Annotated in this window: 12 protein-coding genes and 1 pseudogene; 11 read left to right on the plus strand and 2 right to left on the minus strand. The window is 35.4% G+C overall.

The window, feature by feature from the left end; genetic code table 11:
- Positions 1-142: 142 nt before the first annotated feature.
- Positions 143-772: a chloramphenicol acetyltransferase gene (locus CLV00_RS03725; RefSeq protein ID WP_099713871.1), complete on the plus strand. Its 630-nt coding sequence runs from the start codon at positions 143-145 to the stop codon at positions 770-772.
- A gap of 38 nt (positions 773-810) precedes the next feature.
- Positions 811-1317 carry a ferritin gene (locus CLV00_RS03730; protein WP_099713872.1) on the plus strand — a complete coding sequence of 169 codons (507 nt, stop codon included), beginning with the start codon at positions 811-813 and terminating at the stop codon, positions 1315-1317.
- A 335-nt stretch (positions 1318-1652) separates the two neighbouring features.
- Here the strand turns inward: CLV00_RS03730 and CLV00_RS03735 are convergent, their stop codons facing one another.
- Positions 1653-1985, minus strand: coding sequence for a single-stranded DNA-binding protein (locus CLV00_RS03735; protein ID WP_099713873.1), 333 nt, complete (start codon positions 1983-1985; stop codon positions 1653-1655).
- 180 nt (positions 1986-2165) lie between these two features.
- Between CLV00_RS03735 and CLV00_RS03740 the strand changes: the two genes are divergently transcribed.
- From CLV00_RS03740 to CLV00_RS03760, 5 genes are all read left to right on the plus strand, one after another.
- On the plus strand, positions 2166-3695 hold the full coding sequence (locus tag CLV00_RS03740; RefSeq protein WP_099713874.1) for a bifunctional GNAT family N-acetyltransferase/carbon-nitrogen hydrolase family protein: 1530 nt from the start codon (positions 2166-2168) through the stop codon (positions 3693-3695).
- The gene (locus tag CLV00_RS03745) at positions 3692-4039 is read left to right on the plus strand and encodes a hypothetical protein (RefSeq protein WP_099713875.1); all 348 of its coding nucleotides are present in this window, start codon (positions 3692-3694) and stop codon (positions 4037-4039) included. The genes CLV00_RS03740 and CLV00_RS03745 overlap by 4 nt, the downstream gene beginning before the upstream one ends.
- A gap of 103 nt (positions 4040-4142) precedes the next feature.
- Positions 4143-6461 (plus strand): M28 family peptidase, encoded by a 2319-nt coding sequence (locus CLV00_RS03750; RefSeq protein ID WP_099716222.1) that lies wholly within the window; start codon positions 4143-4145, stop codon positions 6459-6461.
- A 12-nt stretch (positions 6462-6473) separates the two neighbouring features.
- On the plus strand, positions 6474-7277 hold the full coding sequence (locus CLV00_RS03755) for an NAD(P)-dependent oxidoreductase (RefSeq protein WP_099713876.1): 804 nt from the start codon (positions 6474-6476) through the stop codon (positions 7275-7277).
- A gap of 1 nt (position 7278) precedes the next feature.
- The gene (locus CLV00_RS03760) at positions 7279-8202 is read left to right on the plus strand and encodes a DMT family transporter (protein ID WP_099713877.1); all 924 of its coding nucleotides are present in this window, start codon (positions 7279-7281) and stop codon (positions 8200-8202) included.
- 69 nt (positions 8203-8271) lie between these two features.
- Here the strand turns inward: CLV00_RS03760 and CLV00_RS03765 are convergent, their stop codons facing one another.
- The gene (locus tag CLV00_RS03765) at positions 8272-10335 is read right to left on the minus strand and encodes a M13 family metallopeptidase (RefSeq protein WP_099713878.1); all 2064 of its coding nucleotides are present in this window, start codon (positions 10333-10335) and stop codon (positions 8272-8274) included.
- Positions 10336-10559: 224 nt separating this feature from the next.
- On the opposite strand from CLV00_RS03765, the gene CLV00_RS03770 reads away from it, so the two are divergent.
- The 4 genes and pseudogenes from CLV00_RS03770 to CLV00_RS16535 all read left to right on the plus strand — a co-directional run bounded on the left by CLV00_RS03770 (position 10560) and on the right by CLV00_RS16535 (position 13869).
- Positions 10560-11225, plus strand: coding sequence for an SCO family protein (locus CLV00_RS03770; RefSeq protein WP_099713879.1), 666 nt, complete (start codon positions 10560-10562; stop codon positions 11223-11225).
- A gap of 168 nt (positions 11226-11393) precedes the next feature.
- The gene (locus CLV00_RS03775; protein ID WP_099713880.1) at positions 11394-11633 is read left to right on the plus strand and encodes a FeoA family protein; all 240 of its coding nucleotides are present in this window, start codon (positions 11394-11396) and stop codon (positions 11631-11633) included.
- A complete protein-coding gene (gene feoB, locus CLV00_RS03780; protein WP_099713881.1) occupies positions 11633-13732 on the plus strand; it encodes a ferrous iron transport protein B in 2100 nt (699 codons plus the stop codon). Before CLV00_RS03775 ends, feoB begins: the two co-directional genes overlap by 1 nt.
- A 6-nt stretch (positions 13733-13738) precedes the next feature.
- Positions 13739-13869, plus strand: a pseudogene (locus tag CLV00_RS16535) (FeoB-associated Cys-rich membrane protein).
- Positions 13870-13995 lie beyond the last annotated feature (126 nt).

Consider the following 13995-nt stretch of genomic DNA (forward strand, 5'->3'; position numbering starts at 1 on the left):
TTTTTTATCACCAACAAAAAATCAACATTACAGCATCCGAAACATCCATTTTATAATTTGTTCATAACAAAAGTTGGATGAAATGAATTCCAAATTTCAAAGAATAGCTGTACTTTTGAATCCTAAATAAAATTACAAAATCTTGAAAACACTTTTAGATATAGAGAACTGGTCCAGAAAAGAACATTTCCATTTTTTCAGACAATTTGAAGAACCCTTCTTTGGCGCAACCGTAGAAATCGACTGCACCAAAGCCTACGCAACAGCAAAATCATTGAACACTTCTTTTTTTATCTATTATTTACACAAAACATTGGTTGCAGTCAATACTACCGAATCATTTCGCTACAGGATTACGGATGACCAAATATATGTTTGTGACCAAATTAATGCTTCTGCAACTATTGGTCGTGAAGACGGTAGTTTCGGATTTTCTTTAATCGAATACAACGCAGATTTTGAAATTTTCACTACAAATGCATTGACTGAAATTGAAAGAATACAAAACACGACAGGCCTTTTTACCCGAACATTTACAGATGATAATGTAATCCATTTTTCGGCGATTCCATGGCTGGATTTCACTTCATTATCGCATGCACGAAGCTATACTTTTCCGGATAGTTGTCCGAAAATTTCCTTTGGAAAAATGAAAATTGCTGAAAACGGAAAAAGAACCATGCCAATGTCTATTCATGTACATCATGGATTAGTTGATGGCTTACATTTAGGTCAATTTGTAGATTTTTTCCAAGATATTATGAATCAATAGATTAAGTTTTTTTGTAACTTTACTTAAAACTTACTGCCATGTTATCAAAAAATATAGAACAAGCGCTGAACAATCAGATTCGAATTGAAGCTGAATCATCCCAAACCTATCTTTCTATGGCTTCATGGGCTGAAACTCATGGTTTGGAAGGAATTTCAAAATTTATGTATGCTCAATCTGAAGAAGAGAGGGTACACATGCTTAAACTAGTCCGCTACGTAAATGAACGAGGTGGTCATGCTAAGGTTAGCGAATTAAAGGCACCAAAAATCAGCTACGGAACATTTAAGGAAATGTTTGAAGAATTGTATAAACATGAAGTTTTTGTTTCTGATTCGATTAATAAACTGGTTGATATTTCATTTTCTGAAAAGGATTATGCCACACACAACTTTTTACAGTGGTATGTAGCTGAACAAATTGAAGAAGAAGCTCAGGCAAAACTTATTTTGGATAAAATAAACCTGATTGGTGACGATAAAGGTGGCTTGTATTTATTTGACAGAGATATGCAACAACTAACTTTAAACAGCACACCTAAATAATCAAATATTGTTTAGCAAATAACTTGATTTTAATTTTTTAGAAATTGAGTAAAAAGAAGAAAAATAAGGATACGAAAAAGGATAAAAAAAAGTTCCTTAAAAATGGATCTGCTAAAGAAAACCTCAAGTCTGAGTGTTGCGAAAAATATAAAAAAGGAGAACATAAACGTTGCAAAAACTGTCCAAAATTTGATTTACGCAAAAAAGACAAATAAACAATATCAGTTATCGTTTACCGTTCAATAATCCATAAAAAAACCACCGATAGTTATCGATGGTTTTTTTGTTTGGTTTCAGTCGTAATTTACAACATTACAATACTTATAGACTGAATATTACTTCCCTAAAAGAAGGACGTCATTCACCACTACCTCGGTAACATAGCGTTTCTCCCCGTTTTTATCATCATAACTTCTATGAGTTAATTTTCCTTCAATGGCAATTTCTTTGCCTTTAGTAACATATTTTTCAATGATTTCAGCTGTTTTTCCCCAAGCTACAAGCTTGTGCCATTGGGTTTCTTCTACTTTTTCTCCTTTGTCGTTTTTGTAGCTCTCGTTGGTTGCTAATGTGAAATTGGCTAATTTTTTTCCTCCGTCAAAAGTTTTGATTTCCGGATCATTTCCTACGTGTCCAATTAACTGTACTTTGTTTCTTAATGTGCTCATGGCGTATACTATTTAAATGTTAGTGTATGTTTTGTTGAATTGGTCTTTCAAATCAACATTGCAAAGATGCGGTGACTTCCAAAAAGTATTCGGTTACTAACTATTTACTTTCGGTTGTAACTATTTGTAAACGTTTGTAAATGGGAAAATTTAGCTATATTTGATGAAAATCAAATTCTTATGCAAGCCAAAATAAACAAAGTAGAGTTACGAAATCTGAAATTTGACGACTACAAAGAGTTAAAAAACTCCATGGTAGAATCTTATCCGGAAATGGTTGGCTCTTACTGGAGAGAACATCATATTGAAAAATTATTAAGCATTTTTCCTGAAGGTCAATTGGTAATTTTAGTTGATGGAAAAGTAGTAGGTTCTGCATTATCACTCATTGTTGATGAAAGTCTTGTCGACAAAAACCATAATTATTCTGATATAACCGGAAAATATACCTTCTCTACCCACAACCCGAAAGGAGATGTTTTATACGGAATAGATGTTTTTATTCATCCAAATTATAGAGGATTACGCCTTGGCAGACGTTTATATGATGCCCGAAAAGAATTATGTGAACAATTGAATTTAAAAGCAATTGTTTTTGCAGGAAGAATTCCTAATTATGGACAACATGCAAAAAAACTTACTCCAAAAAATTATATCGAAAAAGTAAAAAGAAAAGAACTTCATGATCCCGTACTTTCTTTTCAGTTGAGTAATGATTTTCACGTGATCCGAGTAATGAAAAACTACTTGGAAGGGGACTCTGACTCCAAAGAATTTGCTGTTTTACTGGAATGGAATAATATTTATTACGACGAAAGTCCAAAATTAATAAACCTAGAAAAAAGCGTCATCCGACTAGGATTAGTACAATGGCAGATGCGTCAATTGAATAATCTGGAAGCTTTGTTCGAACAATGCGAATTTTTTGTTGATGTTGTTTCTGGCTATGGAAGTGATTTTGCTTTATTTCCGGAACTGTTTACAGCGCCGTTGATGGCGGATTACAATCATTTATCTGAAGCCGAAGCCATACGGGAATTAGCAAAACATACTGAACCTATTCACAAACGCTTTCAAGAATTAGCCATTTCTTATAACATAAACATCATTACAGGAAGTATGCCGTATTTAGAAAACGGCACGTTATACAATGTTGGTTTTCTTTGTAAAAGAGACGGAACTTCAGAAATGTATGCTAAAATTCATGTCACGCCAAACGAAGTACAACATTGGGGAATGACCGGAGGATCACAAATTAAGACTTTTGATACCGATTGCGGAAAAATAGGTATCGTGATTTGTTATGATGTAGAGTTTCCAGAACTTTCCCGATTAATGGCGGATGAAGGGATGAATATTTTATTTGTACCATTCTTGACTGATACTCAAAATGCTTACACCAGAGTCAAACATTGTGCACAGGCCAGAGCAATTGAAAACGAATGTTACGTGGCTATAGCCGGCTGTGTTGGAAATCTTCCAAAGGTGAACAACATGGACATTCAATATGCGCAATCTGCGGTGTTTACACCATCAGATTTTGCCTTTCCAAGTAACGGAATAAAAGCCGAAGCTACTCCGAATACTGAAATGACCCTGATTGTAGATGTTGATTTGAATTTATTAAAGGAACTTCACGAGCATGGAAGTGTTCGAATTCTTAAAGATCGTAGAACAGATTTGTACGAAATTAAAAAAATAAATCCATGAAAACCTGCCTAGAATGTGGAGAGAAAATTGTAGGTCGCGAGGATAAGAAATTCTGTAGTGACGGCTGTCGTAATGCCTACAATAATAAAATAAACAAAGACAGTACTAATTTTATGCGCAACATCAACAATAAGTTACGCAAGAATTACCGTATTTTGTCAGAGCTTAATGTTGAAGGGAAATCAAAAACCACTCGGGCAAAACTCCTGAGCAAAGGTTTCGATTTTGAGTTTTTTACTAATATTTTACAAACCAAAACTGGAAATACCTACTATTTCCTATATGACCAAGGCTATATGCTTTTGGATAATGATTTTTATATGCTAGTCAAAAAAGACATTTAAATACCACAACCCCAAACCTATCTAACCAAAAATGAAAAAAGATTATTCCTCAATTTTTGCCAGTTTATTTCTCCTAGGGATACTAGGATTGATTTACTTTACCATGATGCCACATTGGACTTCAGATGAAGAAGGCTCTCTTTCTGAATTTTCGACCAAAAGAGCTTTAAACCAAGTAGAAGCCATTTCAAAACAACCTCATTATGTAGGTTCCAAAGAACATGAAGTGGTTGCTAATTATCTCGTAAAAGAGCTGAACAAGTTAGGACTGGAAACTTCTGTTCAAGAAGGATACACCTTGAGCGATTGGGGAAATTTAGTACAATCAAAAAACATATTGGCTCGAATAAAAGGAACTTCTAATTCTAAAGCGTTGTTATTGCTTTCCCATTATGACAGCGCACCACATTCCTACTCTAAAGGTGCAAGTGACGCAGGTTCCGGAGTCGCGACAATTCTAGAGAGTGTTCGTGCTTTTTTATATTCCAAAACCCCACATAAAAACGATATTATTATTCTGTTTTCAGATGCGGAAGAATTAGGATTAAATGGCGCAGCATTATTTGTAACCAAACACCATTGGGCAAAAGAAATAGGTTTGGTGCTAAACTTTGAAGCGCGTGGTTCATCCGGACCCAGCTATATGTTGATGGAAACCAACAAGGGAAATGCAGGGTTAGTAAAAGAGTTTGCTGCCGCAAAAGCGACTTTTCCCGTTTCAAATTCCTTGATGTACAGCATTTATAAGATGTTACCCAATGATACTGACTTGACTGTTTTCAGAGAACAAGGCAATATTCAAGGGTATAATTTTGCTTTTATTGATGACCATTTTAACTATCATACCGCTCAGGATGACATCAATCATTTGAACAAAAATACATTAGCGCATCAAGGAACGTATTTAATGCCATTGCTGAATTACTTCTCAAATGCCGATTTAAATACGACACAAGCCAGCGAAGATTACGTCTATTTTACCATTCCGTATACGTTTATAAGTTATCCGTTTAGCTGGGTTTTACCAATGGTGGTAATCGCATTGGTACTGTTTATTTTCCTATTATTTTTAGGAATAGCCAAGCGTATTTTATCATTCCGCGAAATTGGAAGAGGATTTATTCCATTTTTAGGTTCATTGATTGTTACTGGATTAATTACTTTTTTTGGATGGAAAGGGTTATTAGTAGTTTACCCGCAATACAATGATTTACTCAACGGATTTACCTATAACGGACACGCTTACATTGCAGCATTTGTACTTCTGGCTTTGGCGATAAGCCTAGTATTTTACAACCGTTTTTCTGCCAAGAAAGTGACTATGAATCATTATGTAGCACCATTATTTATTTGGATTGTGATTAATGGAGGGCTAGCTTTCAGTTTACAAGGAGCTGGATTCCTGATTATTCCGGTCTATTTTGGATTATTTTTATTCGTTGCATTTATCATTACCCAAAAATCACGTAAAATACTAAGTCTTATTTTTAGCATTCCGGCCTTGATAATCATAGCGCCTTTCATCCAGATGTTTCCTATTGGTTTGGGATTAAAAGTGTTGTTTGGAAGTGCAATCCTTACCGTTTTGACATTCACATTATTGTTGCCTGTTTTTGGGACTTTCGCCAAAAAAGGAATCTGGTCTTTAGTATTTTTTATGCTTGCCATTGGCTTTTTTGCGAAAGCGCATTCTGAATCAGGTTACGAATATGGGAAAGCCAAATCAAACAGCTTATTGTATGTCTATGATGCCGATACTGACAAAGCCAATTGGGTTACGTATGACACCAATCTTGATTCCTGGACCAAAAGCTATTTGGGTGAAAACCCAAAAGACGCATCCATTTTGAACGAAACACCATTGTTCAGCAAATACAATTCCGGTTTTACGTATGCTGCCAAAGCTCCTAGAAAAGACATTCTAAAACCAAGTATTACGTTTCTAGAAGACAGAATTGTAGGCAATCAAAGGTATTTGAAAATAAAAATTTCCCCGAATCGAAACGTCAACCGCTATGATATTTTTGCCAATGAAAAAATGGTGATTCATAATTTCAAAGCGAATGGCGTGACCACATTAGGCCAGAAAAATTCACTTTACCAACGAAAAGGAAAGAAAATATTGAGTTATTATGTCGTTGGAAATACACCTTTAGAAATGCAGTTCAGTGTAAATTCCTCAACGGTTTTCGATATGGAATTGATGGAAAGTTCTTTTGATTTAATGACTAATCCTTTATTTGGAATAGCCAAAAGAGAAAACTGGATGATGCCAACACCTTTTGTTTTGAATGATGCGGTAGTAATCAAACAAAAAATAAAACCGACACCGGTTGTGGCTGCAAATGCTTTGGATACAGCTATCAATCCTATGGCTAAAGATAGTTTAACAGTTGTAAAAGACAGTTTGAAAGTCAAATAATTTAAACACAAAATGACAAAAATTAGTATTCTGGGTTGTGGTTGGCTGGGTTTTCCTTTGGCGAAAGCCTTATTAAAAAGGGACTATTTAGTAAACGGCTCGACGACTTCGACAGAGAAATTAGCAGTATTGGAAAATGCAGGTATTGAACCTTTTTTAATTGCGCTTTCAGAAAACAAAACTTCTGGAAACGTAACTGGTTTTTTGGAGGATTCTAAAATTTTAATCATCGATGTCCCGCCAAAGCTTAGAGGTTCAGAGGCCGAAAGTTTTGTTTCCAAGATTAGAAATGTAATTCCGTTTATAGAAAAATCATCTATTGAAAACGTGCTTTTCATCAGTTCGACATCAGTTTATAATGATGATGATGCTTTTGTTACTGAAGAAACAATCCCGAAACCGGATACTGAAGGCGGCAAACAATTACTGGAAACAGAAAAGCTTTTGCAAAGCAATATAAACTTCAAAACAACGGTATTGCGTTTTGGCGGCTTAATTGGCGAAGACCGTAATCCAATAAAATTCCTGGCTGGCCGTGAAAATTTGGATAATCCTGATGCACCGATTAATTTGATTCATCAGGAAGATTGTGTGGGTATAATTCTAAAAATCATTGAAAATGATGTGTGGAATGAAACCTTCAATGCGGTCGCTCCATCTCATCCCTCACGAGAAAGGTACTACACACAAAAAGCAGTGGATTTAGATTTGGCTTTGCCAAAGTTTAATCATAAAAATCCATCTATTGGAAAAACAATTTTGAGTACTAAAATAGAAACCGTTTTAAATTATACTTTTACAAAACCAAATTTATAACGTGAGAACTAAAATTAAAAATGCTGTTTCGTCTAAAGTTAATGCCATTGGATTACCTATTTTGGCTTTGTGCTGGGTCAGTTTTTTTTGGGGAACTACTTGGATTGCTTCAAAAGAAGGCGTAAAACACATGCCGGCTTTACAACTTGCTGCCATTAGACAATTCATTGGCGGATTGCTGTATATTTCTTTTTTCCTGCTCAAAAAAACACCTTGGCCAAAAGGAAAACAATGGAAAACCATTGTCATTTTAAGCATCCTTAATTTTGTTTTGAGTAACGGATTAAGCACTTGGGGCGTGAAATACATCAGTAGCGGACTGGGAGCAATCATTGGAGCTATTGTTCCTTTATGGATTGTAATTATTACTTTTTTTAAGGGAGAACGATTGGCAAGACTTACTGTTATTGGTTTAATTATCAGTTTTGGTGGCGTTTGCGTTATCTTTTACGATCATTTAAGTGATTTTATGATTCCTGATTTTAGATTTGGGATTATACTGTCATTGATAGCCACGTTAACTTGGGCATTCGGCTCGTTGTATACAAAGAAAAAAGCAGCTAGTTTTAATCCTTATTTTAGTTTGGGACTGCAAATGTTTATATCCAGCATTTTAATTTTTGCGTACAATGGAGCAACCGGAACTTCCGTTAGCTTGAGTGCTATTCCAGCTATTTCGTGGTGGTCTATTGCTTATTTAGTTGTTTTTGGCTCGGTGCTTACTTTCATTGCCTTTATCTATGCGCTTCAAAATCTTCCTGCTGAAATAAGCAGTATTTACGCCTACATCAACCCAATTATAGCCGTGATTCTAGGTGCTGTGATTTTTGGTGAAGTCCTCAATGCTGCCATTGCAATAGGTGGTGGCGTTACATTGTTTGGATTGTATCTGGTGAATTATTCGTTGAGGAAAGGCCGGAAATAAATCCCTGATAAATCAAAAAGTCCCATCTGACAGTGTCAAATGGGACTTTTTTTATGCTTTTATGTATTTCTACCAGATTCTTACACGCTTTTCAGGTGCAATATACATTCCGTCAGTTGCTTTGATATCGAACGCTTTATAGAACGTATCAATGTTTTGCAAAGGAACATAAGCACGGTACATTCCTGGAGAATGCGGATCTGTTTTTACTTGGTTTTTCAAGGCTTCATCACGCATTTTTGAACGCCAGATAGTTGACCAAGAAATAAAGAAACGTTGTTCTGGAGTATATCCGTCGATTAATCCCGGATTTCCGTTTTCTTTCAAATACAATTGTAAACCATCATAAGCAGCGTTTACTCCACCTAAATCTCCAATATTTTCTCCTAAAGTAAATTTACCATCTACAAAAGTTCCCGGAATAGGTTGCAAAGCGCTGTATTGAGCGGCAAGTGCTCCTGTTAAGGCTGAAAATTGTTTCAAGTCTTCGGCAGTCCACCAGTCTACTAAGTTTCCGTCAGCATTGTAACGGGAACCTGAATCATCAAAACCATGTGAAATTTCGTGTCCAATAACCCCTCCGATTCCACCATAATTTACTGCTTCATCCGCTTGGTAATTGTAAAAAGGCGGTTGTAAAATTGCTGCAGGGAATACAATCTCGTTATTTGAAGGATTGTAATACGCATTTACCGTTTGTGGAGACATTCCCCATCTGTCTTTATCAACAGGTTTATTCAACTCAGCTATATTCTCATTGAAACGCCATTGCGCCATGCTTTTAGCGTTTTCAAAATACGTTCCTCCTTCTTCTGGACTTTTAATCGTCAAGGCTGAATAATCTTTCCATTTATCAGGATAACCAATTTTAATTCTTGATTTATGCAATTTAGCAAGCGCGCTCACCTTTGTTTCTGCAGACATCCAAGACAAATTATTGATTCTGTTTTCGAAAGCTGAAAATATATTTTTGATCATTTTCTCCGCTTTGGCTTTGGCTTCAGCCGGAAATTTTTTCTCAACATATAATTTTCCTAACGCTTCTCCAACCGCTCCATTGATGGTTTGAAGTGCTCTTTCGTCACGTGGTCTTTGACTTACAGCTCCCGTTAACGTTCTTCCGTAAAACTCCCAGTTTGCATTTTCAATTTCAGTTGATAATTGGCTTGAAGCTCTATTCAACAAACTCCAACGCATGTATGCTTTCCAGTCTTCTACTTTATTTTCTTTAAAAATAGTTTCTAGCGCAGTCATGTATTTTGGTTGCGATACAATAACAGTATCTACTTTTGCCAATCCAATTTTTGTAAAATAATTATTCCAGTTGATTGATGGAATTAATTTACTCAAATCAGCCAATGTCATTGGATTGTATGACTTACGGCGATCTCTGCGTTCTACTCTGTCCAATCTTGGTTTAGACATGGCAATTTCAAGAGCCAGGATTTTTTCAGCATTCATTTTTGCAACTGCTGGTTTATCACCAAGGTATTGCAACATTTTGGCAACGTGTAAAAGATATTTCGCACGTTTCTCTTTGGAATCAGCATCTTCAGAAACATAATAATCTCTGTCTGGCAAGCCTACACCGCCCGGACCTAAATTAATCACGTTTCTACTGCTGTTTTTTGCATCAGTTCCTACGCCGGCACCCATAAATCCAATCCCGCCAATAGGTTCCATTTCAATCAATAAAGCCTCTAAATCTTTGGCATTTTTAACCGCGTCTATTTTTTTTAAGTACGGTTTCAAAGGCGCTATACCTAACTTATTTCTTCCTACGGTATCAAGAATAGATTTGTATAAGTTAATCGCTTTCCCTTGATCTGTATTCGATTTGTAGCTTGGATTTGTTGTCGCTTCTTTTAGAATTGCCAATGCATCAGCATCTGTTTTTTGACGCAATTCATCAAAACTACCCCAACGGGTTCTATCTGCAGGAATCTCCGTATTATCCAACCAAGTTCCGTTTACATAACGAAAGAAATCGTTGCTAGGCTTTACAGCCTTATCCATGTAATTAACATTGATCCCCGGTTCTTTAGCTGCCGGAGCATTCTGTGCTTGACTCACCGCAAAACCCATGATTGCGGGAATCACAAAAAGCAATTGCTTATTGCTGGTTTTTTTCATTTTTTTTTGGTTTTTAGTTATCTTAACAAAGCTATTAATAAATAATTTGATTTTTAGTTAAAATCAAATACATCTTTATTTGACTTTAAAATTTCTAAAAGGTTTAATCCTAAAAGGTATTAATTTCACATCCTTTATTTCAAAGGAATGTACCTAAAATAAGATTGTGTTAATTTGAATTAAAAACAAATCTCGTTTTCGTATTTTTGCATCAAAATAGCGTTATGTTAGAATTTTTCAAAAAATACCGACTCTTTTTCGGGGTCTTCATTGTTCTTTCGGCAATCATTTTATCTTTATTTTATTCGGCTTTAAAGCCAAAAAAAACACTTCCCATTTATAATCCCGCGGATGTAAATCCTGAATTAGTGGACAGCACCATTCAATACAAAAGCAAGTACCATACGATTGCTGATTTTTCATTTGTTAACCAAAACGGAAAAACCATCACCCAAAAAGATTACGAAGGCAAAATATACGTTGCTGATTTTTTCTTTACCACTTGTGGCTCCATCTGTCCAAAGATGACTACCAATTTATCCGATATTCAAAAAGCTTTCGCCAATAATCCAAAGGTGAAATTATTATCGTATACCGTTTTTCCGGAGACTGACAGCGTTCCCGTTTTAAAGGCTTACGCCAAAAAACATCATGTTGATGATGCCAAATGGAATTTAGTCACCGGAGATAAAAAAGAAATTTACACCATGGCCAGAAAATCCTATTTGGCCGTGAAACTGGGTAAACCAAGTGAATTATATGATATGGTTCACACCGAAAATTTTGTTTTGGTGGATGCCAAAAAAAGAGTTCGTGGCTTTTATGACGGCACCAATAAAGAAGACATCAAGCGATTAATCGAAGATATTACTTTTTTGAGTAACGAATAAAGACTTTAAACAGAAGATAAGTCACTTATAATCTGATTGAAAAACCCAGTAAAACAAACTATTCCCTATTCTTAAAATTTATCCAAAAAAACTACAAAATTGACAATTATCATTTTTTTTAGTTTTATAATATGTACTTTTGCAATCTTAATTCAATCTAAATAAGACTTGCGAACAACGATACATTCTCTAAAAAAAGGTGAAAAAGCCATTATCAAAGATTTTGATATTGACATTGTTCCATTGAAATTACTAGAAATGGGTTGTCTGCCGGGGAATATGGTTGAACTACTTCAAATTGCTCCTTTTGGCGATCCTTTATACCTTAACATTAATGGTTCACACGTTGCTATCCGCGTGGAAACAGCCCGTGAGATTGAAGTTGAAATACTAAAAAACAACTTATAATGACCAATCAAAATATCAATGTTGCTTTAATCGGGAATCCTAATACGGGGAAAACTTCCGTTTTTAATCAGTTGACAGGACTTAATCAACAAGTGGGGAACTACCCTGGAATTACGGTTGAAAAAAAGATTGGTTTTTGTAAATTACCCAATAATGCCAAAGCAAATATTCTGGATTTACCCGGAACCTACAGCTTAAATGCAAGTTCGATTGATGAAAATGTAGTCATTGAATTATTACTAAATAAAAACGACAAGTTATATCCGGACGTAGCGCTTGTCGTTACTGATGTTGAAAATCTGAAACGAAATTTACTGCTTTTTACCCAAATAAAAGACCTTGAAATTCCCACAATATTAGTCATCAACATGGCCGATAGAATGAAATTTAAGGGAATCACACTAGACATTCCGTATCTTGAGGAACATTTAAAAACAAAAATTGCACTGATTAGTTCCAGAAAAGGCTTTGGAATTGATGAATTGAAAAAATTGATTGTCAGTTACAAAACCATTTCAAGCGAACCGTGTTTGAATGCGTCCAGTATTGATCCTGAATATTTCAATACGCTTCGCAAAACATTTCCTAACCAGCTGTTGTATAAATTATGGTTGGTCATCACGCAAGACGTAAACTTCCTGAATTTAGATCGAAATGAAATTAGAAGTTCGTTTACTAAATCGCATTCAGATTTAAAGCGTTTGCAACAAAAAGAAACCATAAAACGCTATCAATTCATCAATGATGTTTTGAAAGAAGGATTAAAGATTGACACCACTATTGCTAAAGATTTCCGCAGTAAACTGGATCGCGTTCTGACACACAAAGTCTGGGGATATGTAATTTTCTTCCTGATTTTGTTTGTTATTTTCCAATCTATTTTCGAATGGTCTAAAATCCCGATGGATTTTATCGATGCTTCTTTTGCTTCATTGAGTACACTTGCCGCCGAAGAATTACCGGCAGGAGTTTTGACCAATTTAATTTCGCAGGGAATCATTCCCGGAATAGGCGGAATTTTGATATTTATTCCACAAATTGCCTTCCTGTTCATGTTTATTTCGATTCTTGAAGAAAGTGGTTATATGAGCCGAGTAGTTTTCCTGATGGATAAAATCATGCGGAAATTTGGTTTATCGGGCAAAAGTGTGGTGCCGCTTATTTCAGGAACCGCCTGCGCTATTCCAGCAATTATGGCTACCCGAAATATAGAGAACTGGAAAGAAAGATTAATCACCATTCTGGTAACTCCTTTTACAACCTGTTCTGCCAGATTACCGGTTTACGCTATCATTATTGCGCTAGTAATTCCGGACAATCGTGTTTTTGGTTTTCTGAACATGCAGGGAATGACCTTAATGTTGTTGTACCTTTTGGGTTTTGGAATGGCTATTTTCTCCGCTTACATTTTGAATAAAATCCTTAAAATAAAAGGAAAAACATACTTTGTGGTAGAAATGCCAAATTACAAATTACCGCTTTTCAAGAACGTGGGAATCAATGTAATCGAAAAAACGAAAGCTTTTATTTTTGGCGCCGGAAAAATCATTTTAGCGATTTCTATTGTATTGTGGTTTTTAGCCTCTTACGGACCAGGCGAAAAATTCAATAATGCAGAAACAATTGTTACTGAAAACACCCAGCAAAATCCGTTGTCAGAAACAGATTTTGAGAATGCTGTCGCTTCACAAAAACTGGAAAATTCCTATATTGGATTAATGGGAAAAACTATTGAACCGGCGATTTCACCCCTTGGTTACGACTGGAAAATAGGAATTGCAATCATCAGTTCCTTTGCAGCCAGAGAAGTATTCGTAGGAACATTGGCAACCATTTACAGCGTAGGTGGCAGTGATAATGAGACTACAATTAAAAATAAAATGGCTGCCGAAATCAATCCGGTAACCGGAGAAAAGATTTTCAACTTTGCCTCCGGAATATCGTTGCTCTTGTTTTATGCTTTTGCGATGCAATGTGCCAGTACGCTTGCAGTTACTAAAAAAGAAACCAATTCATGGAAATGGCCGGCTGGACAATTGATCTTCATGTCTGGATTTGCTTATGTGGTGGCTTTACTTGCCTATCAAATTCTAAAATAACCGATTATGGATATTCAAGAAATAATTGCTTTTATTGCCTTGGGAATTGCCCTTGCTTTTTAATCAAAAAATTCTTTTTCAAAAAGAAAAAATCAGATAAAAATTGTGGCAGCGGTGATGATTGTGGTTGCAATTAAAATTTTCCTCATTTCTGTTTTTTAATCTGAACTACTTTAAAACTCAACTGGGTTAAACTTTACTTAAAAAAACAAAAAAAAGCTTTCTATTATTTAAGAAAATGCCTTTTTTTGATTAAATTTACT

This window comes from Flavobacterium sp. 11 (assembly GCF_002754315.1).
In the GTDB taxonomy this organism is placed as follows: Bacteria; Bacteroidota; Bacteroidia; order Flavobacteriales; family Flavobacteriaceae; genus Flavobacterium; species Flavobacterium algoritolerans.